Raw genomic sequence first — 25,022 nt, 5'->3', positions numbered from 1 at the left:
GATCGCGCTAGACGTCGAGCACGAGCCGGTCAGAGCACGAGCGCGAGACGCACGGGAACATGCACGTGTTGGCCCTCCGCTCGGCGGGGCTGAGGATGGAGTCGCGGTGGTCGGGGGCGCCGTCGAGCACGGCGACCTCGCAGGTCCCGCACGTGCCCTCTCGGCATGAGCTCAGGACCGCCGCGCCTGCCGCCTGGACCGCGTCGAGCACCGTAGTGCCCGGTGCTACGGTGACGGTCGCGCCGGAGCGTGCCAGCACGACGTCGAACGGCTGCGCTCGGGCGGGCTCGCCCTGTTCCGCCGCGGCGAAACGCTCTACACGTACCCAACCTTCGGGCCAACGGTCCGCCTCTGCTGCGGCGAGGACCCCATCGAGGAGGCGCTGTGGGCCGCACGCGTAGACCTTGGTGTCAGCGCGAGCTGGACCGATGAGGGCCCCGAGGTCCGAGGGGCCGACCTCGTCCTTGGCGAGGACCGTGACGCGTTGGCCGTGGGGCACGAGCTCGTCAAGGAACGCCATGGTGGAGCGCGAGCGGCCCAGGTAGAACAGGTGCCAGTCGGCGCCCAGGAGTTCTGCCTGACGGATCATCGGCAGCAGCGGAGTCACGCCGATCCCTCCCGCGACGAAGACGTACCGGGGCGATGGGACGAGGCGGAAGGTGTTCCGTGGGCCGCCGAGTCGCACGGTGTCGCCGACGCGCAGCGTGTCGTGGATCGTCGCCGATCCACCCCGGCTCGCCGGGTCGCGCAGCACGCCGATCCGGTACGCGTGGGCATCCCAGCGGTCCCCACACAGGGAGTACTGGCGCATGGTGCCGTCCGCGAGCACGAGGTCGATGTGCGCCCCGGGCGTCCAGTCCGGCAGCCGCCTGCCCTCGGGGTGGGCGAGGGTGATGGCAACGACGCCGTCCGCGGCGCGTTCGACGGCGGTGACGACGGCGTGCTGGTCGGCGGCACGCTGGTCGGTGGTGCGGGCCGTGCGGGACGGCTTTGCTGCGCGCTTGGGGCGCGGAGCGGCTTCGGCTGTCAGTGTCATCTCGGCTCCTTTGCTCGAGGTCATCTGAGCCGATTCTGAGATGCGGGTCACATCCGCTGCCAGTCAGTTCTCAATGGTTGAGAATCGCAGGCTGCGGAGCGTTAGGAGGAGGGTGGCGCCGCCGTCCGCATGGCGCGAGTGATGGTGAGGGCCGCGGCCTGGAGGAGCGGCACGCGGGCCAGGGCGACGTCGTCGTTCGGAACGATGAGCGAGAGCGCCGCGACGACCGTCCCGTCGGGATCCCGGAGCGGGACTGCAATGCCCGCGGCGTCCTCGTGGACGTGGCCGCGGAGGAGGGCGAAGCCCTGACGGCGCGCTTCGGCGATGGCCCGTCGGAGCCCCTCGGCGCTCGTGATGGTCGCCTCCGTGAACCGTTCGAGGCGGGCGGACACGGCTCGCTCCCGCACCTCCGGCGTCGCATGGGCGAGCAGGACCAGCCCGGACGACGACGCGTGGGCGGGCAGGCGACCGGCCGTGCGGGAGTAGTTGATCACCGCGCCGGGGGCCTCGAGGCGTTCGAGGAAGAGCACCTCCTCACCGTCCAGCACCGCGAGCTGGACATGATGGCCCATGACCTTGCGGAGGTCCTCCATGACCGGCAGGGCAGCCTCGCGCAGGCTCAGCGTTGGCGCGGCCCGTGTGGCGACCTCCCAGAGCCTCATGCCGAGGCGCAGGCGGCGCTGTGGGTCGCGGGCGAGCCAACCCAGCTTCACGAGCTCCTCGACCAGACGGGACGCGGTGGCGATGTGCAAACCCGTGCGCTGGGCGATCTCGGTGACGCTGAGCACCGGGTGCGCGGCGTCGAACGCCTCGACGACACGGGCGCCGCGGGCGAGGACAGACTCGCCGGTGGGGGTGCGCGGCACGGCTACACGCAGTGGGATGTGACGCTCATGAACGGAATGCTAGCCGCACCGACCGGGAGGTTCCGTGGATTGGATCTCGCGGCTGATGGAAGGCGGAGACGGTGGAAGACAGAGAGCCTCCCCGGGAAGCGGCCCTGGCGGGCCGCTTCCCGGGGAGGCTGCGCCCAGCCGTCCTTCGGCCAGGCGGCTCGGCTCACTTGGCCTTGGGTTCCTTGCCCATGGAGTGGAAGAGCTGGGTGGAGGAGAGGGCGTTGAAGGGCATGGGGATGTTGTGCTCGAGTCCCTTGAGGTGGGCGGCCTTGAGGTCCTTCAGGAGCACGGCGAGGGCCGTGTCCGCGGTCCATTCGGAGACGGAGTCCCAGTTCCGGGCGACCCAGCTGTCCCCGGTGCTGGCCTTGAACAGGTTCAGCAGCTCGTCCTGGGGCAGGCTGTAGTGCGCGCCGAAGGTGAGCCCTTCGGCCACGGCGTTCATGGTGATGCCCAGGACGAGGTTGTTGACCAGCTTCGCTGCCTGGCTGTTGCCCGGCTGGGCGCCGTAGTAGAAGACGTTCGAGCCGACGGCGTCGAAGTAGGGCCGGGCGGCGGCCACGGTCTGCTGGGCACCGGAGGCCATGATCGAGAGGGTGCCGGCCTGGGCGCCGGTGGCGCCGCCGCTGACGGCTGCGGCGATGAGCTTGACGTCGCCGGCGGCCTCGACCTTCTGGCCGAGCTCGTTCATCGTGTCGGGGTCCAGGGTGCTCATGACGATGATCGTCAGGCCCTTCGGGACGGCGGAGAGGAGCCCGTCCTCGCCGAGGATGACGTCCAGGTTCTGGGCGTAGTCGCGGACCATGGAGATGACGGTGTCCTCGGCCTGCGCGGCGACGTCCTTCAGGCTCGCGGCGATGGTGATGCCGGCGGCCTTGGCCTTGACGCGGCTGCCCTCGAAGGCGTCGTAGCCGATCACCTCGAACCCGGCCCTGTTCAGGTTCACTGCCATGGGCAGCCCCATAGTCCCCAGTCCGACGAAACCGATTCTCTTGCTCATGATCAGATCCTTTTCAGTGGGTGTTGTGTTTTGATCTCGGCTGTCATGGTTCCCTGTGAACGCTAACCGCTCAGGCAAGGCCACTGCTGGCCAGGATCACCAGGATGACGATTCCGATGTAGTGGGGTACGTGGAGGCTGATGAAGGCTCGGACGAAGGACTGTCTGAGCGTGAGCCGTGCCAGGCCGTTGAACACGGCCAGGAACCCGTTGTGGGGGAACAGGGACGTTCCAGCGGAGATCGCGATGGCGCGGTGGATGGTCTCGGGGTTGAGACCGAGGTGCAGATACGCGGGGGCGAACGACTTGACGGCAATCCCCTCCGCTCCCACGGATGATGCGGTGATCCCTGCCAGGACCATGGTGCCCACGCTCAACGAGATGTAGGGGTTTCCCGGAATGGACAAGATGGCGTGGAATACCGAGGAGAAGGCCGGAACGCCCACGGCGAAGCTGCCGAACGCGATCGTGCTGCCGGTGGCCAGGACCGAGGTCAGCGAGTCGGCGGTGCCCTGGTTGATGACGTCCTTCTGCTTGATGTAGCGACGGAACAGCACCGCACTCAGCACGATCGCGGCGAGGAGCGCATAGATGATGATCTGGATCACAAAGCTCAGGGAGAGGATGAGGGCCAGAAGGACGACGATCGGAAGGATGCTCACCAGGAAGGACGGGCGCTCGCGGGCGAACATGTCAGTGCCGCCCACGCTTCCCTCCTCGCCCTCGAACTTTTCGTTCTTCCTCAGGCTCCGGGCCAGAGCGACCTTCATGTAGATGAGGAGGAAGGCGACTGCCGCCACGCTCGTGAGGGCGCCGACCAGTGGTGCCGCGGTCAGCGGTGTCCCCAGAGCGTTGGAGAGAACGACGTTGTGGAGGGAAGGGGACCCGGGGATCATCGTCATGGTGTAGGTCGCGCCGCCGCCGAAGATCGGGATGATGACGAGGCCCCAGGAGATGTTGTAGCGCTTGAAGATCGGCAGTGCCATGGGGATCAGGATGAAGATCACCACGAAGACGTTGATACCGCCGAAGGTGAGCACCGAAGCGATCACGAACAGCGAGACCAGCGCTCGGTAGGGGCTGCTGGTTCCTACGAGGGACATGAGCTTCTCTGCGATGGAGAGCGCGGCGCCGCTCTTGTCCATGTACTTCGCCAGGATGGCCCCGAAGAGGAACACCGGGAAGTTGCTCAGCATGAACGAGGCGAGCCCCGACATGTAGGACTTCTCCGGTCCGAACATGCTTCCGATGAAGGGCATGCCGTTGAACAGGATGACGACCATCGTGGCCACGGGAGCGGCGATCACGAGGCTGTACCCCTTGTAGATGGCGTAGACAAGAAGGGCCAGGCCCACAACGATGCCAATCAAGCCCAGTGCGGTCATCGTGACTCGCCTCTGTTCACAGTGCTCATGACTTCCTCAGTTCAGGGGCCTTTGGTGGAGGCCCGACTCCGCGTGGCCGGCTGGACGGGTTGCCTTCCGGTCGCTTCCGCGCCAATTGCTTCCGCAGAAGATAGTTGCACTACGTAGCGTTTCGAAACAAGGAAATATGCCGTGATGTTGGCCATGGGATCCTGTCTGGCACGCCACAATGGCCGGTTCTGCGGTGCCATATTGCTTCCAAGGAAGCTAATGTGGTGGGGGTCAGCGAGCGATAGATGGGAGACGCGACACCGGTGGACATCCAGGCATCGACTGGCAGCGAACCCGTGGAGCTCTGGGGCCGTGTGATCAACGGCTTCGATGTCACCAATAGGCGGATCCAGCGGGCCATCCAGCGCGAACTGTCCCTGAATGAGGCGGAGACGCAGGTCATGCTCAACCTGCTCAGGACTCCGGACCGCCGCGCGCCGATGGCGAAATTGGCCCGCGCCTCGTCCTTCACGACGGGCGGGTTCACCAAGCTCGCCGACAAGATGGCCCGCCGCGGGCTCGTTGCCCGCGCCGCCTGCGACGACGATCGGCGCGTCACCTTTCTCGAGTTCACGCCGGAGGGGGCCAAGGTGGCGGACGATCTGCTCCGGCTGGTGGAGCGGATCAATCACGAGGCATTCATCGACGTCCTCGGCGAGGATCGGGCGCGCCAGGTGGCCCAGGCCATGACCGAGCTCTTCCGCGCCAACTCGGAGCACGCATCCTGATCGCCGCCAGTGCCTCAAGCGCTCCACGCAACGCAGTGCAGCGCCGCACCGCGGCACGCCATTCTCCCTCAGAGGGGAAGGCATGCTGCGGTGCGGCGCTGCGGGGCTCGGTGCCGACTCCGGCTCAATCGCCGAGGTCTGCGGTCAGCAGCCCTCGTAGTCGCTGAGGACCTGGACCTTGGCGGCGGAGGCAGAGGCCGGGTCGAACGTGTACCCGATCCACTCGCGGGCGAGCCGGCGGGCGAGCTCGAGCCCCACGACGCGCTGGCCCATCGTGAGGATCTGGCAGTTGTTGGACAGGACCGAACGCTCCACAGAGAACGAGTCGTGGGCTGTCGCGGCCCGGATCCCCGGGACCTTGTTCGCCGCGATCGCGACGCCCAGCCCGGTCCCGCAGAACAGGAGTGCCCGGTCAGCCCGGCCCTCGCTGATCATCTGCCCGGCCGCGAGGCCCACGTACGGGTACGGGCGGGTGAAGTCGTCGGCCTCGCGGCGTACGCCGATGTCGATCACCTCGGCCACGCGAGGGTCCGCCTCGAGATCCGCCAGCAGGGCGTCCTTGTAGTCCACCCCGGCCTCGTCGGAGCCGATGACGATGCGCAGTCCGCTCGTCGCGAGACCTGTGTTCTGCCCGCTCATGCGGACACCTCCTCGTAGTTGGCAGCAGCGATAAGTGCCGGACCGAGTGCCGCGAACACCGCGGCGAGCGATGTCGCGCCAGGATCCGGCGTGCCCACGCTCTTCTCGGCGAGCGGTCGGGCCCTGCCCTTGAGCGGCCTGAGCCCCGCGGTTGCCGCCGCGGCGGACTCGGCTGCGCCGCAGGCGTCCGCCCAGGCATCGGCAAGGCTGGCCCCGCGCACGACGGCGCGCTGCAGCTCGGTCTCGAACGGCACCAGCGCGTCCACGAGCGTCTTGTCGCCCGGCTGCGCCCCGCCGAGCGCGGCGATCCGGGCGGAGAAGGCGGCGACCCCGGCAGAGACGCCCGCGGCGTCCGGCACCTCGAGGTCCCCGATCGCCTCGCCCCACGCGCGCAGCCCGGCGCCCCACAGGACCCCGGAGGTCCCGCCGGCCCGGTCGGCCCACGCGTCCCCGGCCGCGGCCAGGACCGATCCGGCCCCTCGCCCGGCTTCGAGCGCCTCACGCGCGGCCAGGAGCGCGGCCCCCGCCCCGCGGACCATGCCGCGGCCGTGGTCGCCATCGCCCGCAACGGCGTCCAGCGCTCCGAGCTGCGCCTCGAGCTCCACGAGCCGCGCGGATGCCGCGCCGAGAGCCTCGACGCACGCCGCGGCGTACTCGCGCGAGCCCTCGGAGGACGGCGTGGCCTCCTCAGCGGCGGCCGGCCCGGCGCCGTCGTCCGCGGACTCTACGGCGGAACCGGCGGCGACCGATCCTCGCCGGAACGCAGGCGTCTCGGCGGGCGCGAGCCAGAGCTCCTCGAGCTCGTCGTCGAGCCACGTGACTGTGAGCGAGACGCCGGCCATGTCGAGGCTCGTGACCAGCTCGCCGACCTCCGGCGCGACGATCTCGTACCCAGCCTCGCGCAACAGCGGCGCAACGGTGGCCCACAGGACGAAGAGCTCCTCGTGCTTCGTGCTGCCGAGCCCGTTGAGCACGACGGCGATCCGCGCACCGGCGCGATCAGGTGCGGCGCCTTCGGGCGCCTCCGCGAGGACGCCCTCCACGAGCATGCGGCCGAGCTCGGCGGCCGTGGGCAGCGGGACGTCGCGCAGGCCGGGCTCGCCGTGGATCCCGAGGCCGAGGCCCATGTGACCCTCCGGCAGCGTGAACAGCGGGGCGTCCGCGCCGGGGAACGTGCAGCCCGAGAACGCGGTGCCGAGGGTCCGGGTGCGCTCGTTGGCCTTGCGGCCCACGCGCACCACCTCGTCGAGGTCCATCCCCGCCTCGGCGGCCGCGCCCATGGCCTTGAAGACCACGAAGTCGCCCGCGATCCCGCGACGGCGTTCCGACTCGGCGACGGGAGCGGATGCGATGTCGTCCGTGACGAGGACGTTCTCGGCGCGGATTCCCTCGGCAGTGAGGCGCTCGGAGGCGAGGCCGAAGTTCATGACGTCGCCAGCGTAGTTGCCATACGTGAACACGACGCCGGCGCCGGACTCCGCGGCGCGGGCCACGGTGTAGGCCTGCTGGGCCGAGGGCGAGGTGAAGATGTTGCCCACCACGGCTCCGTCGGCGAAGCCCGTGCCGATGATTCCGGCGAAGGCGGGGTAGTGGCCCGAGCCGCCGCCCGCGAGGACGGCGACCTTGGGCTCGGCGGGGCGGCGCCGGCGGACGGCGCCGCCGGGCACCTGGCGGACGAGGCCCGCGTGGAGGTCGCAGAAGCCCGCGAGGGCTTCGTCGGCGAAGTCCGCGGGGTCGTTGGAGAGGCGCGTCATGGGTGTCTCCTGAAGGACAGAGTCTGGCGGGGACGGATCAGTGGATGTGGCTGCCGCCGTTGATGTCCACCGTGGTGCCGGTGAGGTACGAGGCGCCGTCGGAGGAGAGCCACGTGATGACCGAGGCGATCTCCTCGGTGCTCGCGGTGCGGCCGAGGGGGATGTCGCGCGCGATGGCGGCCTCCTGCTCGTCGGTGCTGCCCACGCGGATGTTGGTGTCGACGGCGCCAGGCGTGATCGCGTTGACGGTGATCCCGGTGGGGGCGATCTCACGGGCGAGAGCCTTCGTGAAGCCCAGGATGGCGGCCTTCGCGGCCGAATAGGGGACCTTGCCGAACACCCCGCCGCCGCGCTGGGCGGACACCGAGGACATGTTCACGATGCGGCCCCAGCCGGCCTCGATCATCGCCGGCAGGAACGCCTTGGTGACGAGGTAGGTGCCCGTGGCGTTGACGGCCATGACCTTGTTCCACAGTGCGAGGTCCGTCTCGAGGAACGGCACCGGGGAGGTGATCCCGGCGATGTTCGCGAGCGCGCCGACCACGGGCAGGCGGCCCGCCCCGACCTCGGTGGCGACAGCGGCTGCGGCAGCGGCGACCGAGGCCTCGTCCGCGACGTCGACCTCGTGCCCGAACGCGGGCACGTTGAACTCGTTCGCGATGTCCTGGGCGGTCTTCGCGGACTTCTCGCCGTCGAGGTCCAGGATGACGACGCCCCAGCCCTCGCTGGCGTAGCGGCGGGCGGTGGCGACGCCGATGCCCTTCTCGGACGTGGCCCCGGTGAGGATGGCAGTGCGCTGGATGCTGGTCATGGTGGTTCCTTCTGGTTGCTCTAGATGAGGTCGGTGATGAAGCTTGCGGCCTTCGCGGCTGCTGCGGGGCGTTCGTCGTGGGTGAGGTCGTGCGCCTCGAGCTCGAGCGAGAAGTGCCCATCGAAGCCCGTCTCGCGCAGGGCGGCGAGCGCGCCGGCGAAGTCCACCGCGCCGTTGCCGATGCTGAGGTTGATGTTCCCGGGCACGGCGTCGCGGAGGTGGACGTGGGAGATCCCGTTCCCCGCCCGGCCGGCGAGGGCAGCGATCGCGTCCTCCGGCCGGCTCCCCGACGCGACCACATGGGAGAGGTCGACGACGTGCCGAACCCCGGTGCCCTCGAGCCGGTCGGCGAGGGCGAGGGCCCGGTCGAGGGTCCCGCACAGGCGGTAGTAGTGCAGGGACTCGGTCCAGAGTTCGACGCCGAACGCGGCCGCGCGCCTGCCGGCTGCGGCGAGCTGGGCTGCTACGAGGTCGAGGTCGTCGTCGAGGGTGCGCACGGGCTCGGGGCTCAGCGCCCCGCACGGGAGCACGAGGGCCCGGGCGCCGACCGTCCGGGTGAGGGTGAGGAGACGGTCGAGGTGCGCGGCCCGCTCGGCCGGCGCGCCGGCGTCGTGCGCCGATTCGGGCGCATCCTCGAGGACCGCGTTGAGGTCGCCGATGTCCCCGTTCACCGAGCGGACGCGCAGGCCAGACTCGGCAACGCGGGCGGCCACCTCGTCGATATCGGCGTCCGTGAGTCCGTACGGCACGTGGTCGCACACTCCGGGCAGTGCGCCGAGGTCGATCTCCTCGAAGCCGAGGCCCGCCATAGTGCGCAGGGCGTCGGCGAGTGGCAGGTGCCGGAAGCTGATCGACGAGCAGCCGAGTCGGTCGTGGAACATCAGTGGTCCTTCTGGAGAAAACAGGGCGGCGGGTGGGGGAAACAGGCGGTGGGTCGGGGAAACAGGCGGTGGGTCGGCACACGTGGTGTGACCTCAACCACGGTACGGCCGCTGACTGTCAACAGTCAACCTTGAAAGTTGACTGTTGACATTGAAAGGTGATGCACCGCACACTGGCATATCATGTCGACTGTCAACAACGACGGCGGCAAAGTATCCCCCTCCGGAAGGAACGCAATGAGCAACGAGGCTCTGGCCATGCGCGGCCCGGTCCACGGCACCAAGGACGCGAAGCGCGTCGCCGTGGGCTCCGCCGTAGGTGCCGTCATCGAGACCTACGACTTCATCGGCTTCGGCACCGCCGCCGCACTCTACTTCGGCACGGCCTTCTTCCCCGGCGCGGATGCCGTCACGGGCACGCTGGCGTCCTTCGCCACGCTCGGCGTGGGCTTCGCGGCCCGCCCGCTCGGCGGGATCATCGGCGGCCACCTCGGCGACCGGCTCGGCCGCAAGCCCGTCCTCGTCGCCTCCCTCGTCCTCATGGGCCTCGCGACGTTCCTCATCGGCCTCTTGCCGACCTACGCCGCGGTGGGCGTCCTCGCCCCGGTGCTGCTCGTCACGGTGCGCATCATCCAGGGCCTCGCGTTCGGCGCCGAATGGGGCGGCGCGATCCTCATGAGCTACGAGCACGCACCGTGGCGTCGCAAGGGCGCCGTGACCGGCATCGTCCAGGCCGGCTTCCCCGTGGGCCTCCTGCTGGCCAACCTCGTCTTCCTCTTCAGCGTCCAGCTCGGCAACGAGTGGGCCTGGCGCATCCCGTTCCTTTCGAGCATCGCCCTCGTCATCGTGGGCCTCATCATCCGCTCCAAGGTGCCGGAGTCGCCGGTGTTCGAGGAGGTCAAGGAGCGCGGCGAGATCGCCAAGTCGCCCATCGCCCAGGTGGTCCGCGAGGACTGGCGCAACATCCTGCGCGGCATCGGCCTGCGCATCGCCGAGACCGCGGGCTACGCCGTCTCGATCACGTACATGATCTCCTACATCAACTCCACCAAGCTCGCGGACAAGAACCAGACGCTCATCGCCCTCTGCATCGCCGCCGCGATCGGCATCATCGCCACCTGGAAGTGGGGCGCCCTGACCGACAGGGTCGGCCGCCGGCCCGTCTACATCTGGTCCACGGCGTTCGCCGTCCTGTTCGGCGTCCCGATGTTCCTGCTCGTCAACACCGGCATGTTCATCTTCATCGTGGCGACCATCGTGATCGCCTACGCCGTCTGCCAGAACTCCCTCGCCGGCGCCCAGGGCGCCTGGTTCCCGGAGCTGTTCCAGGCCAAGACCCGCTCCTCCGGCGCCTCGCTCGCCTACCAGATCTCGGCCATGGTCTCCGGTTTCACCCCGTTCATCACCACGCTCCTGTTCGTGAGCTTCGGCTGGATCGGCCCGGCGCTGCTCTTCAGCCTCTACGGGGCGATCGGCCTCTGGGCCGCGCTCGCGACCCGCGAGACGTGGGGCCAGCGCGAGCGCGAGGCCGCCGAGCGGATCTCCGCCGAGACGCCGGAACCAGCGCCCATTCACTCGTGAGGCGGTTGTTCTAGATTGGTACAACCAATCCTTGACACCCTTGCGGGGGATGATTAGGCTTTCAATATTGGTACAACCAATCGAGGAAGTAGTGACTAGAGATCTCAGCTCGCTTGTGGAATCGCTTATCGGTGAGGCCACAGCGGAGGTAGGAACCGGCCGACTCCGGCTGCCACCGGAGCGCGAGCTGGGAGCGGCACTCGAGGTCAGCCGCGGAGCCCTCAGGGAGCAACTTCTCACCTTGGAACTGCTGGGATTCCTGAACCGCACCCAAGGTCGGGGAACCTATCTGGAATCACCTGACTCGGGATTCCTCAGCATGCATCTGCGCCTTGCTCTGCAGCTCGGCCACTTCACGGCGGAGCAGTTTGAACAGGCCCGCGAGATGCTCGAGCTGGCAATCATCGAGCAGGCAGCCATCACGGCGACACGGGCTCAGGTGTCCGCCCTCCGGAGGCACGTTGATCGGATGGTCAGCGCAACATCGGACGGGGACGCTGAGGAAGCGATTGCTGCTGATTTCGACTTCCACCGGACACTGTTCGAACTCGTAGACAATCCAGTCTTCAACATCGTCCACGACGCGCTGCGGGACGTCCTCCGCGACGTGGTCGCGGATCGCCGTGCAAAAGCGCTGGCGTCGGTCGAGACGACCGAGGATTTCGTCACCGACAAGGTCCATTACGAGATTGTCGACGCCCTCGCCGCCAACGATGTCGATGCGGCCCGCGCGGCTATGAAGCGCCATTTCGACGTGTGGCGCACCATGACTGCCGGACCTGACATCCGCTAGCGCGTTACCCTCGTTTTCCTTCTTCCCACCACTGACGCGGTGCCTGGCTGCTCAAACGCGCCCAGATCCACCGCCGGAGGAGTCTTTCATGATGAGCTCACAAGAGCATCTTGTCTTCGTCGGCATAGGCGCCATAGGCCTTCCCATGGCGCGCAGGCTGGTCGACGCCGGCTTCAGCGTGACAGGGGTCGATCCTGTTCCGGCTGCACACGATCGCGCCCGGGCCGCAGGGATCACGCCGGTCGAACGGCTCTCCGATGCGCCGGAGGCGGAAATTGTAGTCGTCATGGTCGCGACACCGGATCAGCTGGAGGCCGTTGTCTCCTCGGCGGTCGGCCGCCCTGACGTGAACGGCCAGAGGTGGGTCATCATGAGCACCGTCGGGCCCGAGGCAGTGCGGGCGCAGGGCAGGCGCCTCGAGGCCGCCGGCGCCGAAGTTGTCGATGCACCCGTCACGGGCGGTGTCGCGCGCGCAGTCACCGGCGAGCTCACGGTCTTCGCCTCCGGCCCCGCGGCAGCTCTCGAGAGTGTTCGGGGTGTCCTCAGCCCGCTCGGAACGGTGCGCAACGTCGGGGCGACGATCGGCGACGGCCAGTCGATCAAGGTCGTGAACCAACACCTATGCTCGGTGCACATCGTTGCAGCGGCGGAGGCACTGAGCCTGGCCGAGACCCTCGGACTGGACAAGACGGCGGTGCTGGACCTCATCGCGGGAGGTGCTGCGGGCTCCTGGATGCTCAACGACCGCGGACCCCGCATGCTCCAGTCCACCGACGTGGAAGTGACCAGCACGGTTGGAATCTTTGTGAAGGACAGTTCCCTAGTCGCGGCCGCAGCGCAGCGGAGCGGCGCCGCGACGCCATTGCTCGATGTTGCCAAGGAACGCTACGAGATGGCCGCAGCCCGTGGGCTCCTGGGACGTGACGACTCGCGCGTGATCGAGACCTACCAGCATTCCAGTGCCCACTGACGGCACCGTCGCCGAAGGAGAGAACAAGTGACAGAGAACATTGTGGGGAACCCGACACGGGCCCTAACGCAGTCAGGCAAGGTCTCGATCGCTTCCATGATCGGAAGCGCCGTCGAGAGCTATGACTTCTTCATCTACGGAACTGCGTCCGCGGCCTACTTCGGTAAGGTCTTCTTCGCTGCCCAGGAGCCGATCGTGGGAGTGCTGGCCTCCTTCGCCACGCTTGCCGTCGGCTTCCTGATGCGACCCGTCGGTGGGTATCTCGCCGGCCATTTCGGTGACCGGGTGGGGCGCAAAGCGGTGCTCTTCTGGTCGCTGATCATCATGGGTGCGGCTACCGTGCTGGTGGGTGCGCTGCCGACCTACGCCCAAGTCGGCGTGGTCGCGCCGATTCTGTTGATCCTGCTCCGCATGATCCAGGGCATCGGGTTCGGCGCCGAGTGGGGCGGCGCAGTCCTCATGGCGGTTGAGCATGCGCCAGCGGCCCGGCGAGGATTCTTCGGGGCCATTCCACAGATCGGGATCCCAGCCGGCCTCTTGCTCGCCAACGGAGCGTTCCTCCTCTCTCAGGCACTCCTCAGCGGGGACTGGGTGTGGCGCGCCCCCTTCCTAGCCTCACTGATCATGGTCGTGATCGGCATCTTCATTCGCCTCAGCATCAGCGAGTCGCCCGACTTCACAAGGGTAAAAGAGCAGGATGCGATCGTGCGGCAGCCAGCGCTGACGGTCCTCCGCCGCGACTGGCGGATGGTCCTCAAGATCACGGCGCTTCGGATGGCGGAGACGGGTGGTTACTACGTGACCACAAGCTTCGTGCTCTCATATGTGGGTCTGGCGTCGATCACAGATAAGAGCTCCGTGCTCATCGGCACTATGGTCGGCTCGGCCCTGGGGCTGGTCAGTCACCTGTTCTTCGGCGCCCTCAGCGATCGCATCGGCCGCAAGCCCGTGTTTCTCATCGGGGCCATCTTCACCATCCTGTTCGGGATTCCGATGTTCCTGCTCATCAACACCGGTTCGGTGATCATGGTCGTGGTCGCAGTCGCTCTCGCCCTCCTCCTGAGTCACGACCCCATCTTTGCGGTCGAATCGAGCTGGTTCTCGGAGCAGTTCCCTGCGAATGTCCGCTCGTCAGGGATCTCGCTGGGCTACAACGCGGCTTCACTCGTCGCCGGCGTCCTCCCGTTCATCGCCGTCGCGGTATACGGCTCGGTCGGCTGGATGGGTGCAGCCTTGATCTTCGTCCTTCTCGGAGTGATCTCAACAGCAGCAGCGGTCTTCATGAAGGAGACGGCGCCCATCAAGTCAGGAGAAATGTCAATGGAGAAGGTGGCTGCATGACCATCGTCAAGGAATCACGCCGCGCGCCGGCCACCCTCAGCGAGCGCCGCATGGCCGTCGACGCGGCAGCCCATCGGATCCGCCGCCACGCCCTGTTCATGGGCGAGGTCCAGGGCCAGGGCTACGTGGGCCAGGCCCTCGGCGCCGCTGACATCCTCGCCACGGTGTACGCGGACCAGCTCCGCTTCCGCCCCGAGGACCCCGAGTGGGAGGGGCGCGACCGCTTCCTGCTCTCCACCGGCCACTACGCGATCGGCCTCTACGCGGCGCTTGCCGAGGCCGGGATCATCCCGGTCGAGGAGCTCGAGACGTACGGCTCGGACGGCTCGCGCCTGCCGATGTCCGGGATGTCGACCTACACGCCCGGCATGGAGATCTCGGGCGGCTCGCTCGGGCACGGGCTCACGATTGCCGTGGGCCTCGCCCTCGGGCTGCGCTACCGGGGCAACCAGGCCCGGATCATCAACTTCCTCTCCGACGGCGAGCTCGACGAGGGCTCGACGTGGGAGGCCGCCATGGGCGCCGCGCACCATCGCCTCGGCCGGCTCACCGCCGTCGTGGACATCAACGCGCTCCAGGCCGACGGTGCCACCGAGGGCGTGCTGCGCACCGAGCCGGTCGCGGACAAGTGGGCCGCGTGCGGCTGGCGCGTGTTCCGCGTGGACGGGAACGACGTCGGCGCGCTGCTGGAGGCGTTCGACGCCGCGGGGTCGGGGGAGCGCGACGGCGCACCCGCCGTCGTGCTCTGCGACACGAAGGTGGGCCGAGGGGTTCCGCTGCTCGAGCAGCGGGAGAAGGCGCATTTCATGCGGATCGAGGAGCACGAGTGGGCCATCTGCAACGAGCAGCTGGACGCTGGCTGGGCAGCACGCCACGACGGCATTCAGGGCGCAGCGCGTCAGGAGGAGAAGGCATGAGCACGGTAGCAGTGGCAACGGGCGCGACGCCGAGGCTCAAGACCTCGGCAATGATCGCCTCGTTCGCGGACGCGGGCCAGAAGACGGCCCCGGCCCCGTTCGGGCACGCGCTCGCGGCAGCCGCCGAGGCGGACTCCCGGATCGTCGGCCTCACGGCGGACCTCGGCAAGTACACCGACATGCACGTCTTCGCCGAGGCCCACCCGGACCGGTTCTTCCAGATGGGCATGGCCGAGCAGCTGCTCTTCGGAGCTGCCGCAGGGATGGCCGAGGCCGGCCTCGTGCCGTTCGCCTCGACCTACTCGGTGTTCGCGGCGCGCCGGGCCTACGACTTCATCTGCCTGGACATCGCGGAGCCGAACCTCAACGTCAACATCGTGGGCGGCCTCCCGGGCCTGACCACCGGGTACGGACCCTCGCACCAGGCGACCGAGGACATGGCGATCTTCCGCGGCATGCCCAACCTGACGATCGTGGATCCGTGCGACTCCGTGGACATCGCCCAGGCCGTCCCGCAGCTCGCGGCCTCGGAGGGGCCGACGTACCTGCGGCTCCTGCGCGGCAAGGTGCCCACCGTCCTGGACGAGTACGACTACACGTTCGAACTCGGCAAGGCCAAGGTCCTGCGGGGCGGGCGCGACGTCGTGCTGGTCTCTTCGGGGCTCATGACCATGCGGGCGCTCCAAGCGGCGGCCGAGCTCGAGAAGCACAAGGTGGATGTCGCCGTCGTGCATACCCCTACGATCAAGCCGTTCGACGAAGCGACCGTCCTCGCCGAGCTCGCGGGGGACCGGCTCGCGGTGACCCTCGAGAACCACACCGTGGTCGGCGGGCTGTTCGAGACGGTTGCGTCGGCGCTGGTCCGTTCGGGCCAGACCCGACGGGTGGTGCCGATCGGCCTGCCGGACGAGTTCCTCGACGCCGGTGCGCTCCCCACTCTGCACTCGAAATACGGGCTGAGCGTGGACCGGATCGTCGCAAAGGTCCTCGCGGAGCTCGGCTGACGCGAGGTCATGAAGGCGGGCATGCGTGGATCCGAAAGGGGGGCCACGCATGCCCGTATCATCACTGTTAACGACTGCCGGATGACAGTCGACAATCTCCCGGGAGGGTGACATGGCCGTTGCAGCATCCCTGCTGGGGCTCGAGAAGAAGAGCCTGCGCGAGCAGGCCGTTACGGCCCTGCGCCGCGCCATCACGTCCGGCGAGCTCACACCGGGCCAGCACCTCGTCGAGACCGAGCTGTCCGAGATGCTCGGCATCAGCCGCGGAACCCTCCGCGAGGCCTTGCGCCAGCTGGAGCAGGAGGGCCTCGCCACGGCCGGACCGCGCGGGCGGCTCAGCGTGCGGCATCTCGACGCCAAGGAGATCCGGGACATCTTCGCCGTGCGGGGGGCCCTCGAGTCGCTCGCCGCCCGCACGCTCATCGAGCAGCCGCGGCGTGCCAAGGCCGTGGGAGAGCTGCGCGACGCGCTCGAGCACATGGACGCGGCCGCGGGGTTCTCTCTCGAGGACCGGATCGAGGCCGACCTCGACTTCCACCGCCTCCTCTGCCGGCTCTCCGGGAACGAGACGCTCCTGCACCAGTGGCAGTCCCTCGAGGGCTCGATCCGCATGTCCATCATGTTCGCGGGCCTCGAGCGGGCCACGAGCAACATGAGCGTGGACCGCCATCGCGCCATCGTGGACGCTGTCGAGTCCGGCGACGCCGCGACCGCCCGCGAGACGATCCTGACCCACATGGACTCCGCCTCGGACAATCTCGTCAGCGAGACTCGGGAGCCCGCGGTCCGCTGACCGCATGCCTCTCCCGGGCCTCAGGCGATGAGCGAGTGCACCGCCGCGTAGACGCCCCACAGCCCTGCCGCCGTGAGCACCGCGAGGTACGCGAGCACGAGCCGAGTGTCCCGGAGATAGCACTTCGACCGCGTGAGCCCGGCCCGCCGCGCCTTCCAGTACCCCGCGAAACCCACGCCGGAGAACACGACGAGCGCCACCGGCCCTGCGATCCACCCGAGCAGCGCGATCGTCGCGAAGATGCACAGCCGGAGGGGGTCGAACGGCGCGGCGGTCGCCGGTGCGGTGTCGGGCGCGGACGACGCCGGCGGGTCGCCTTCCGCGCCGATCGCGGGCGACGGCGCCTGCGCACCTCCCGCTCCGACGAGGCGCGACGGCGTCGGGCCGGCCGCGATGCGCCGCGCTGCAGCGGCCCGCTCGTCCTGCTCGCTCACGGGGTCTCCAGGGTCGAGAAGACCGGCTCGTGACGGACCACGGGGAGCCCCAGACCGGCGGCCTGGCCGCTGGCGCGGTGCCCCGTCGCGGTGCTCATCCGCTGCCGCGACAGCTGCGGCCAGGCCTGGACGGCGCAGAACGGAGCGCACTGGTGGGCGCCGTCGTCCGACTTCGTGCCCACGTGCACGCAGCACTGCATGAGCCGCTCCTCGATCATGGTCGAGATGTCCATGAACGGCTTGACCGTGATGCGCGTGACCCGCTCGGCGAGCAGCTTCCGCAGCCGCTGGTACTGCCCCGGGAGCGAGCCCACCGCCAGCGTTGTGAGCGTGCCGATGCCGAGATCGCACTGCGTGCAGATGTTCTTCCACAGCTCCGCGGTGCTCGGGTGGGACAGGGAGGACTGCTCACTCAGGAGGTCGAGCAGGGAGGACTTCATCATCGAGCGGAGGCCGAGCGGGAGCGCGCTGTCGGCGATGCGGTTCGCGATGCTGTCCGGGTCCAGTTCGAGCCACTGGAGCAGGCGGTCGTGTCCGATGAGCTCGGTCAGCGAACGCCACACGCCGGAGTCGTCCTTGAGCATGTAGCCCACGGAGGCGCAGTGCGGGTGCGAGCACGGAAGGGCGGTGAGGTCGTGCCATGAGACCGCGCCGCCGGTCTGCTCCTCGAGCCGGGCCAGCACGCCGCCGTGGGTGAGCCGGTCCATGGAGTCGATGCCGTGGCCGCGGCCGGAGCCGAAGACGGGCTGGAGCGCGACCCCGCCCATGAAGGGGGTCTCGAGGGCGCGGAGCACGACGTCGCCGATCTCGCCGTCGTTCACGCCGAGGGTCGCGGTCATGGTGAGGGTCGTGAAGACCCCGGCCTCGGAAAGCCGCGAGATGGCGGCGTCCTTGATGCGGGTCAGGTCCCCGCCGCGGTGGTACACGGAGGACTCGCGGGACGGCCCGTCGTACTGGAGGTAGACCTCGACGCGCTCGCGGTGCTTGGCGAGGAGGTTCAGGAGCCCGTCGTCGTGGGCGATGAGGACGCCGTTGCTGTTGACCATGATCCGCACGATCGGCCGCGCCACGAGCTCGTCGAGCAGCTCCTCGAGGTAGGGGTAGAGCGTGGGTTCGCCGCCGGAGAGCATGAGCACATCGATGCGGCCGTTCTCGCGGGACAGCCGCGTGTCCACGTTGGCCAGAACTTCCGCCAGCGGGGCGACCCCCTGCAGCTGAGGGCCCGACGCCGTGAAGCACGTGGGGCAGCGGAGGTTGCAGTGCTCGATCACGTCCTGCAGGAGGATGCACGTGTGCTGGGTCTGCATGGCCGGCAGTCCGTAGGCGTAGGCCTCGGGGATCGGGCGGTAGTTGCCGGCGGCGTCCGGCACATGCTGCTTGGTGGGCGCCTGCCACTTCTCGAGGTACGTGAGGATCTCGGGCGACTCGTCGTACATCGTCCGGACCAGGCCGTGGTCGGGGCATCCGCGTTCGAGCCACACACGCCCGTCCCGCACCATGAGCGCCCCCGCGAGCCTCCTCACCTCGGCGAGGGGAGGGTTCTCCTGATGGCACTCCGGGCAGAAGGCGGTGACATACCGGTGGATCCGGTCGCCGCGCAGCGGCTGCCCCGGGCCGAGCGGCGCGCGGCCGGCTACGGTTCGACTCATACTCTGCTCCTCTTCATGGGTCCTCCGGTAGATCGGATCGCGGGGTCACTCATGCCGCGCTCGGCATTCGGAACATGGCTGTGATGCACAATTCGCCACCGAGGAGCACCCAGACGCCGAAGGCGATGAGCATGCCAGCCCCGGTGAGCGAGGTCCTGCGGCGGGTGGCGAGGAACACTGCGAGCGCGACGTACACGACGAGTGGCACCCAGAACCCGAGGCTGAGCCACAGCGGGACGGGGCTTCCGGTGTACTGGTATGGCATCACTGCTCGGCCCCCGACGAGCGCGATGCCGAAAATGTAGAGGCCCAGGAGCCCGAGGGTGAGGGCAAGCAGCATGGAACCGCCGCGGTCCGGCACACGCGAGCCGTTGGGTGGCGGTGGGGGAGGCGGCGGGGGCGCCTGCGGAGGTGGTCCGGCGCCGTCGTCCGGAGGGTTGGCGTTCATTCGGCTCCTCCTGTCGGGCGGCTCTCTTCGCAGGGAACTCGGTGGTTGGCCGACGACGGCCTCATGCCTGAGTCTTGGCGAGGTGTCTCCATGATTGGCTCAGGGAGGCCCGAACATCAGTTGGGCAAGGCAGGGTCCGCCACCAAGGAGCAACCAGATCCCTCCGCCGAGCAGCATTCCTGTGCCCAGGTCCCTGGTCGGGTGACTGACGGTGAAGGCAGTCGCGACCACTATGTACAGAAGCGCAGGAGCCGCCCCGGCGGCGCCTAGCGCCTTGTATTCGTAAGGCGGCTGGAACTGAGCAAAGACGGCATCCATCCCCATGATCGAGTAAACGACGTACAAGAGGATGGCGCCGACGATAGCACCGGCGCTGAATTGGACTCGGTTCAGTCGTCGGCGCGGCTCCTTGCCCGAGGGCTGATGTTCCGGGGTTCCGGCGGGATCACGGCTCACAGGAGCCCGCCGCCGGTCCGGGAGAGGCCCGCGATGCAGGCTCCCCCTCCGATGAGCAGCCAGATGCCGAGGCCCAGCAGCATTCCCCCGCCGAGGCTCACGCTGCGCGCCCTCGCCGTGAGCACGACGGCGGCCGCCGCGTAGATGCCTACCGGGACGAACGCAAAGCCCCCGATGCGCGCGTATGGCGCCCCGGCAGCGAAGAAGATCACGAGGTAGACCACCCAGAGCGCAAGGACGCCCAAGATGATGCCCATACCGAAGGACCCACCGTCGAACCGATGCTCTGGCTTGCCGCTGCCGCCGGTGGAGCGCTGCCGCCCGGGCTCCTCCCCGAGGCCTGGGAATCTCTCGGGCCTGGGGTTCGCGTCGCGCCAGCGGTGCCGCCTTCTCGCGCTCACGCAGCCTGCCTCTCAGGTGTGCGCCGAGGGCTGGCGAACACCTTCCACACGCGCCACGCGAGCAGCGGCAGCATCGCGAGCAGGAACCACTGCGGCCGGCTCATGCCGAGCCACAACTCGTCGTTGCCCCGCACAAACTCGACGCCGAAGCGGAACAGCGCGTAGGCCGCGACGTAGCACACGAACAGGTCGCCCGAGCGACGCGCGCGGTCCCGGAACCGGAGCATGAGCGTGAAGGCCACGGCGTGGAAAGCGATCTCGTACACGAAGGAGGGGTGGAGCCCCACCCCGGCCTGGGCACCGAACATCGCCGCCTGGTCAGGGGTGAGCACGAATCCCCAATTCCCGCCCGTCGGCGTGCCGGGCAGCTCGGTGAGCAGGCACCCGATCCGGCCGATGGACATGGCCAGCGCCACGGACGGCGCGAACAGGTCCCCGGTGGAGATGCGGTACCCGATGAGCCGTTTGCCGAGGTGCACGCCGAGCCAGGCCCCGACCAGCCCGGCGAGGATGCTGCGGTCGCCGTCGACCCACCATTCCACCGGTGAGACGGGGCGCGTGGGGTCCCACGTGATACGCGAGCCGATGGCCCCGAAGGCGAGGGCAAAGCCTGCGAGCGTCCACAGCCGAGGGTCGCTGAGGCCTCGGCGCCGCTTCTCGAATGCGTAGAAGACGAGTGCGGCCGCGATGCCGAGTCCCATGAACACGCCATGCACCAGACCGTTGCCCGCGAACGGCAGCCCCGTCGTCATGCGCACAGACTAGGGCCCCGGAGCCTCAACGGGTAGTACCAAGCGGCCGCGTCCTGACGCGGCTTCGGCCCGAGTCGTCAGCCGACCTTCACTTCTCCGCCGCAGCCTCGGCCTTCCCCGCTGCAACCCGCTTCGCCCCGGCCCGCCCCACGAAGTGGTCCATCGTGTGGTTGATGCCGAAGAAGTCCGCCACCCGGTCGAACGCGCGGGTCGGCAGGAAGCGCATGAGCGGCACGAGCCGGGCGAACGGCGGCAGGATGATCTGCTCGCGACCGGACTCGATCCCGTCGATGACCTTGAGGGCTACATCGTGTTCCTCGAGGATCGGCAGGAGGGCGGGGAACTTCGTCTCGACGCCCTCGAACATGCCGGTGTTGATGTAGTACGGGCACACCACGAGCGTGCCGACGTCATGCCCGTCCGCGCGCAGTTCCGCCCGCAGCGACTCCGTGAAGCCGAAGGCGCCGAACTTGCTCGCCGAGTAGTCGGTCTGGCGGGCGACGCCGACCAGCCCGGCAGCGCTCGCGATCGTCACCACCGTGCCCCGGCCGCGGGCGATCATACCCGGCAGGAAGGCGCGCGTGACCCAGTAGAGGGCCAGCACGTTGACCTCGAGGGTCCGGCGCAGGGCGGACTCGCTCGCCTCGAGCAGCGTCTTCCCGGACACGACGCCGGCATTGTTCACGACGACGTCCACGTCCCCCGTCTGCCGGGCTGCTTCTCCGACGTGCGCGGTGTCAGTGACATCCACGGAGTACGAGCTGGCGAGGCCCCCGGCGGCGACGATCTCAGCGGCGACCGCTGCGCCGCCGTCGGCCGAGAGGTCCCAGATGACCACCTCGGCGCCGCGTCGGGCGGACTCCAGGGCCATGAGGCGACCGATCCCGGAGGCTCCTCCAGTAATCAGGACGCGGGTGCCACGCAGGCGGGTTCCTCGGTACATGTGATGTAGGTTACCAGCGAGTAGCATCGGCCGCGCCCTGCATGCGGAGGAAGTCCGGCGCGGGCCCCTCAGCGGAACCGGTTGAGGATGCCCGTGGCCCGGGTGAAGAGGTTCGCGAAGCGCTCGTTGCTCATCCCGGTCCAGGGGGCGATGGGCAGGGCGTGCTGCACCGAGACGGTCTGGGCCTCGGTGTACTTCAGGAGGCCCTCTGCTCCGTGGCGGCGGCCCAGTCCGGACTCCTTCCAGCCGCCCATCGGCGCCGAGTGGGAGGCCCACGCGGCCGCGTAGCCCTCGTTGACGTTGACGGTTCCGGCCTCGATCCGGGAGCCGAGCGCCCGCCCGCGCGACGGCGTGGTCCACACGCTCGCGTTGAGCCCCAGCGTGCTGTCGTTGGCGCGGGCGATGGCCTCGTCCTCGGTCCGGACGGGGTAGATGGCCACGACGGGACCGAAGGTCTCGGAACGCACGAGGTCCGCGGTCTCGGGGACGTCGGTGAGGACGGTGGGGGCGAAGAAGCCCGGACCCAGATCGGGCCGGGCGGCGCCGCCGGCGAGGATCCGTGCGCCCTTGCCCACGGCATCGTCCAAGTGCGCCTGGACCCGCGCGAGGTGCGCGGGGGAGATGAGCGAGCCCATGTCCGCGTCCCAGGATGTCCCGGGCGCGACGCGGATCCTCGAGACCTCGTCGAGGAACGCCTCGGTGAACCGCGAGCGGACGGCCTCGTGCACATAGATCCGCTCGGGTCCCACGCACAGCTGGCCCGCATTGGCGAAGCAGGCCCGCGCGGCGCCGGCCGCGGCCGCAGGGATGTTCGCGTCGGGCAGCACGATGAGCGGGTTCTTGCCGCCCAGCTCCGCGGAGAACCCGATGAGCCGCCCGGCGGCGCGCTGCGCCACGACCCGTCCGGTCGCCGTCGAGCCTGTGAACATCACGAAGTCGACCGCGTCGACGAGCTGCGGCCCCACCACAGCGCCGGGTCCGAGCACCACCTGCGCGAGCCCGTCGGGGAGCCCGGCCTGCCACAGGAGGTCCAGGACCATCAGGCCCGAGTACGGGGTCTGGTGGTCCGGCTTGATGACTACGGCGTTGCCCGCGAGCAGCGCGGGGATGGAGTCGCTCGCCACGAGCGTGAACGGGTAGTTCCAGGGGGTGATGACCCCGACCACGCCCTTCGGATGCCGCAGCTCGGTGGTCTGCGTCAGGAGCGGGAACGTGCCGACATGGCGCCGCGGACGCAGGAGCCCAGGGGCCGTGTGCGCGTAGTGCGAGGCCGTCATCGAGGCGTCCACGACCTCCTCGAGGGCGGCGAGGCGCGACTTGCCGGTCTCTGCCTGGACCACGTCGAGGATCTCGTCCCGCCGGTCCAGCACGAGCTTCGCGAAACGCCGGGCCACGGCGGCCCTGGTCCTCGCGGGGGTCGCCGCCCAGCGCATCTGCGCCTCCCTGGCGCGCTGCACAGCCGCCGCGACCTCGCCCTCCGCGGCCTGGCGCACGACGCCGAGTGGCTGCCCATCGAACGGGGAGGTCACCTCGAGCGCTGGGCCGGTTCCCGTGGCGAGGGAGGCCAGCTGCTCGAAGGAGGCGCGCGGAGCGTCGGGCGCGGTGGTGGGCCCGCCGGCAGGCGAGGTGGATGCGGTGGCGCCGGGCGCCGTCGTCCGGGATGTCATGAACTGGGAGTCTGCCATTGTTACTCTCCGGTAGCCAGTGCTGTCTCGACGGCTGGGACGGCGGCGGCTACCTCAGCCTCGACGAGTCACCTTCTGGGGGCATCTCGTGAGGGTCGTCGCCGGAGGCCTGGGCCGACACCGTGTGCCGTCGTCCCCGGCTCTCGTGCGATCTCATTGTCCGACACGCCGCGAGAGGCCCGCGACACCCCGTAACTTGAAGCCTAAAGCTGGGGAGGAGGGCTGGCAACAGGACGACGTGACGTCCAGGTTGGCAGGCTGAGCGCGCCCGTGCGCCCAGCCACAGTGTGGCCGCGCGGCCTAGTGGACGGCGCCGTTCGCGTTCACGCGGCCATTCGCCCAGTAGGACCCGGTTCCGGCGATCTTGTCGGCAGTGGACTCGACGTGCGCTCGGACATCGGCGTTCGTGTAGGCGGGATGCGCGTTCCACGCCAAGGCCACGGTGGCGGCGACGATGGGAGAGGCCATCGACGTGCCGCTGCCGATGTCGTAGTCCAGCGAACGGTTGTAGGTGGTCTGCAGGGCGAACGGGTGATTCGGGAAGGTCGAGTAGACGCTGACCCCGGGCGCCGCGAGATCCACCCACTTGGCACCGTATGTCGAGAAGGATGCCTTCGCGTCGTTGTTGTCGGTGGCCGCCACGGCGATGACGTTGGTGTAGGCGGCCGGGTACATCTTGGCCTGGGAGCCGGAGTTGCCCGCCGCGGCAACGATGACCACCCCGTGGTTCCACGCGTTGTTGACAGCGGTTTCGAGGGTGAGGGACGAGAAGCGCATCGCGAGGCTCATGTTGATGACCTTCGCGCCGTTGGCAACAGCCCAGTCGATGCCCCGCGCAATGGCCGAGGAAGAGCCCGATCCGCTGTCGTCGAGGACCTTGCCGTTGAGGATCACGCAGCCCGGGCACACGCCCGCGACCCCGATCGAGTTGTCGGCTATGGCGGCGACGATGCCGGCCGGGACCGTGATGAGGCGGGCGCCTGTGCTGCCGATGTTCGGGCCATCGCTCAGCCCGTGCTCGCGGAGCACACCCGCGGACGCGCGATTGTCGCTGAACTTGACGAGGATCTGCCCCGCGACGTGTGAAGGCGGCTGGTCTCTCGCGCTTGCCGCAGGCACAGCCGCGAGCGGACTGACGGCGATGATCGCCGCGGCGATGCTGGCAAGAATGGTCTTCTTCATGCTTTTTCTCCCTCTTTTCGGCGTCACATCGCCACGCACTCGTTGATCTGCAGGGTCCCGCCGCGCGCCAGATAAGGGTGGTCGGCGAGGATGTCGCGCACCTCGGAGAGTGAGCGTGCCTCGATGATCGTGTACCCGTCGATCTCGACCGGATCTGTAGCCTGACCGGCGGACAGCTGCCCTCCGAGAAGCACGGGCGCCCCGAAATCGACGAGCGCGGCGCCGAGCTTTGCATCCGCCCAGGCACGCAGGGCGCGCCGGCTCTCGGCGACGACGTCGGTCTCCGGATACGGCATGCCGTGGTAGGTGATGAGGAAGCGTGTCATGGCCGTCCTTCCGCGGTGCGTGCCGTAAAGGTACCCCCGCAGCGCGGCGCCCGGGTAGGCTCCGCACCGCGCTGTTGGCAGGACCTCCATCGCGCCGAATGGGCTCATCCCGAGGTCGTGTCCGTGGTGGTTGCCGGTGCCACGGCGGGCGGCCCGGCCGCGCGGTGAGCCGGGCCCTCTCCGCGCGGGCC

General features: G+C 69.0%; 25 protein-coding genes. 8 read left to right on the top strand and 17 right to left on the bottom strand.

Annotation, left to right across the window (positions count from 1 at the left end; translation table 11 throughout):
- Positions 1 to 7 precede the first annotated feature (7 nt).
- The 4 genes from AB5L97_RS16530 to AB5L97_RS16515 all read right to left on the bottom strand — a co-directional run bounded on the left by AB5L97_RS16530 (position 8) and on the right by AB5L97_RS16515 (position 4,313).
- Positions 8 to 1,036 carry a PDR/VanB family oxidoreductase gene (locus tag AB5L97_RS16530; protein ID WP_369045470.1) on the bottom strand — a complete coding sequence of 343 codons (1,029 nt, stop codon included), beginning with the start codon at positions 1,034 to 1,036 and terminating at the stop codon, positions 8 to 10.
- A 101-nt stretch (positions 1,037 to 1,137) separates the two neighbouring features.
- Positions 1,138 to 1,902, bottom strand: coding sequence for an IclR family transcriptional regulator (locus AB5L97_RS16525; RefSeq protein WP_369045469.1), 765 nt, complete (start codon positions 1,900 to 1,902; stop codon positions 1,138 to 1,140).
- A gap of 193 nt (positions 1,903 to 2,095) precedes the next feature.
- Positions 2,096 to 3,013: an NAD(P)-dependent oxidoreductase gene (locus AB5L97_RS16520; RefSeq protein ID WP_369045468.1), complete on the bottom strand. Its 918-nt coding sequence runs from the start codon at positions 3,011 to 3,013 to the stop codon at positions 2,096 to 2,098.
- Positions 3,000 to 4,313, bottom strand: coding sequence for a GntP family permease (locus AB5L97_RS16515; protein ID WP_369045467.1), 1,314 nt, complete (start codon positions 4,311 to 4,313; stop codon positions 3,000 to 3,002). Before AB5L97_RS16515 ends, AB5L97_RS16520 begins: the two co-directional genes overlap by 14 nt.
- 275 nt (positions 4,314 to 4,588) lie before the next feature.
- Between AB5L97_RS16515 and AB5L97_RS16510 the strand changes: the two genes are divergently transcribed.
- On the top strand, positions 4,589 to 5,071 hold the full coding sequence (locus AB5L97_RS16510) for a MarR family winged helix-turn-helix transcriptional regulator (protein WP_369045466.1): 483 nt from the start codon (positions 4,589 to 4,591) through the stop codon (positions 5,069 to 5,071).
- A 144-nt stretch (positions 5,072 to 5,215) separates the two neighbouring features.
- Here AB5L97_RS16510 and AB5L97_RS16505 read toward each other — a convergent pair whose 3' ends face one another.
- The 4 genes from AB5L97_RS16505 to AB5L97_RS16490 are packed head-to-tail and all read right to left on the bottom strand — an operon-like array spanning position 5,216 to position 9,156.
- The gene (locus AB5L97_RS16505) at positions 5,216 to 5,710 is read right to left on the bottom strand and encodes a ribose-5-phosphate isomerase (RefSeq protein ID WP_307958486.1); all 495 of its coding nucleotides are present in this window, start codon (positions 5,708 to 5,710) and stop codon (positions 5,216 to 5,218) included.
- Positions 5,707 to 7,464 (bottom strand): dihydroxyacetone kinase family protein, encoded by a 1,758-nt coding sequence (locus AB5L97_RS16500; protein ID WP_369045465.1) that lies wholly within the window; start codon positions 7,462 to 7,464, stop codon positions 5,707 to 5,709. Before AB5L97_RS16500 ends, AB5L97_RS16505 begins: the two co-directional genes overlap by 4 nt.
- A 37-nt stretch (positions 7,465 to 7,501) precedes the next feature.
- Positions 7,502 to 8,275, bottom strand: a complete 774-nt coding sequence (locus AB5L97_RS16495; protein WP_369045464.1) for an SDR family NAD(P)-dependent oxidoreductase — start codon at positions 8,273 to 8,275, stop codon at positions 7,502 to 7,504.
- A gap of 20 nt (positions 8,276 to 8,295) precedes the next feature.
- A complete protein-coding gene (locus AB5L97_RS16490; protein WP_369045463.1) occupies positions 8,296 to 9,156 on the bottom strand; it encodes a sugar phosphate isomerase/epimerase family protein in 861 nt (286 codons plus the stop codon).
- Positions 9,157 to 9,393: 237 nt separating this feature from the next.
- Between AB5L97_RS16490 and AB5L97_RS16485 the strand changes: the two genes are divergently transcribed.
- The 7 genes from AB5L97_RS16485 (at position 9,394) to AB5L97_RS16455 (ending at position 16,555) form a co-directional block, all read left to right on the top strand.
- Positions 9,394 to 10,737 (top strand): MFS transporter, encoded by a 1,344-nt coding sequence (locus AB5L97_RS16485; RefSeq protein WP_369045462.1) that lies wholly within the window; start codon positions 9,394 to 9,396, stop codon positions 10,735 to 10,737.
- 91 nt (positions 10,738 to 10,828) lie between these two features.
- Positions 10,829 to 11,530, top strand: a complete 702-nt coding sequence (locus AB5L97_RS16480; protein WP_423246799.1) for a FadR/GntR family transcriptional regulator — start codon at positions 10,829 to 10,831, stop codon at positions 11,528 to 11,530.
- A gap of 88 nt (positions 11,531 to 11,618) precedes the next feature.
- Positions 11,619 to 12,500, top strand: coding sequence for an NAD(P)-dependent oxidoreductase (locus AB5L97_RS16475; protein WP_369045460.1), 882 nt, complete (start codon positions 11,619 to 11,621; stop codon positions 12,498 to 12,500).
- A gap of 27 nt (positions 12,501 to 12,527) precedes the next feature.
- On the top strand, positions 12,528 to 13,841 hold the full coding sequence (locus tag AB5L97_RS16470) for an MFS transporter (RefSeq protein ID WP_369045459.1): 1,314 nt from the start codon (positions 12,528 to 12,530) through the stop codon (positions 13,839 to 13,841).
- Complete coding sequence (locus AB5L97_RS16465; protein WP_369045458.1) at positions 13,838 to 14,758, top strand: transketolase; 921 nt, start codon at positions 13,838 to 13,840, stop codon at positions 14,756 to 14,758. The genes AB5L97_RS16470 and AB5L97_RS16465 overlap by 4 nt, the downstream gene beginning before the upstream one ends.
- Positions 14,755 to 15,762, top strand: coding sequence for a transketolase family protein (locus AB5L97_RS16460; protein WP_369045457.1), 1,008 nt, complete (start codon positions 14,755 to 14,757; stop codon positions 15,760 to 15,762). Before AB5L97_RS16465 ends, AB5L97_RS16460 begins: the two co-directional genes overlap by 4 nt.
- Positions 15,763 to 15,874: 112 nt before the next feature.
- Entirely contained in the window at positions 15,875 to 16,555 is a 681-nt protein-coding gene (locus AB5L97_RS16455) for a GntR family transcriptional regulator (RefSeq protein WP_307958479.1), read from the top strand.
- A 20-nt stretch (positions 16,556 to 16,575) separates the two neighbouring features.
- Here AB5L97_RS16455 and AB5L97_RS16450 read toward each other — a convergent pair whose 3' ends face one another.
- The 9 genes from AB5L97_RS16450 to AB5L97_RS16410 all read right to left on the bottom strand — a co-directional run bounded on the left by AB5L97_RS16450 (position 16,576) and on the right by AB5L97_RS16410 (position 24,831).
- Positions 16,576 to 16,989: a hypothetical protein gene (locus AB5L97_RS16450; protein WP_369045456.1), complete on the bottom strand. Its 414-nt coding sequence runs from the start codon at positions 16,987 to 16,989 to the stop codon at positions 16,576 to 16,578.
- Complete coding sequence (locus AB5L97_RS16445; RefSeq protein WP_369045454.1) at positions 16,986 to 18,638, bottom strand: radical SAM protein; 1,653 nt, start codon at positions 18,636 to 18,638, stop codon at positions 16,986 to 16,988. Before AB5L97_RS16445 ends, AB5L97_RS16450 begins: the two co-directional genes overlap by 4 nt.
- A gap of 49 nt (positions 18,639 to 18,687) precedes the next feature.
- Positions 18,688 to 19,086, bottom strand: a complete 399-nt coding sequence (locus AB5L97_RS16440) for a hypothetical protein (protein WP_369045453.1) — start codon at positions 19,084 to 19,086, stop codon at positions 18,688 to 18,690.
- 452 nt (positions 19,087 to 19,538) lie between these two features.
- On the bottom strand, positions 19,539 to 19,943 hold the full coding sequence (locus AB5L97_RS16435; RefSeq protein ID WP_369045452.1) for a hypothetical protein: 405 nt from the start codon (positions 19,941 to 19,943) through the stop codon (positions 19,539 to 19,541).
- Positions 19,940 to 20,695, bottom strand: coding sequence for a prolipoprotein diacylglyceryl transferase (locus AB5L97_RS16430; protein ID WP_369045451.1), 756 nt, complete (start codon positions 20,693 to 20,695; stop codon positions 19,940 to 19,942). The genes AB5L97_RS16435 and AB5L97_RS16430 overlap by 4 nt, the downstream gene beginning before the upstream one ends.
- Positions 20,696 to 20,783: 88 nt before the next feature.
- Positions 20,784 to 21,638 (bottom strand): SDR family oxidoreductase, encoded by an 855-nt coding sequence (locus tag AB5L97_RS16425; protein WP_369045450.1) that lies wholly within the window; start codon positions 21,636 to 21,638, stop codon positions 20,784 to 20,786.
- 68 nt (positions 21,639 to 21,706) lie between these two features.
- The gene (locus AB5L97_RS16420) at positions 21,707 to 23,305 is read right to left on the bottom strand and encodes a succinic semialdehyde dehydrogenase (RefSeq protein ID WP_369045449.1); all 1,599 of its coding nucleotides are present in this window, start codon (positions 23,303 to 23,305) and stop codon (positions 21,707 to 21,709) included.
- Positions 23,306 to 23,623: 318 nt separating this feature from the next.
- Positions 23,624 to 24,505 (bottom strand): S8 family serine peptidase, encoded by an 882-nt coding sequence (locus AB5L97_RS16415; RefSeq protein ID WP_369045448.1) that lies wholly within the window; start codon positions 24,503 to 24,505, stop codon positions 23,624 to 23,626.
- Positions 24,506 to 24,528: 23 nt separating this feature from the next.
- On the bottom strand, positions 24,529 to 24,831 hold the full coding sequence (locus AB5L97_RS16410; RefSeq protein ID WP_307958471.1) for a hypothetical protein: 303 nt from the start codon (positions 24,829 to 24,831) through the stop codon (positions 24,529 to 24,531).
- Positions 24,832 to 25,022 lie beyond the last annotated feature (191 nt).

It is taken from the genome of Sinomonas sp. P10A9, from assembly GCF_041022165.1.
Lineage (GTDB): Bacteria > Actinomycetota > Actinomycetes > Actinomycetales > Micrococcaceae > Sinomonas > Sinomonas puerhi.
The sequence above is the reverse complement of the archived record's forward strand: the minus strand, read 5'-3'. Positions and strand labels throughout refer to the sequence as shown.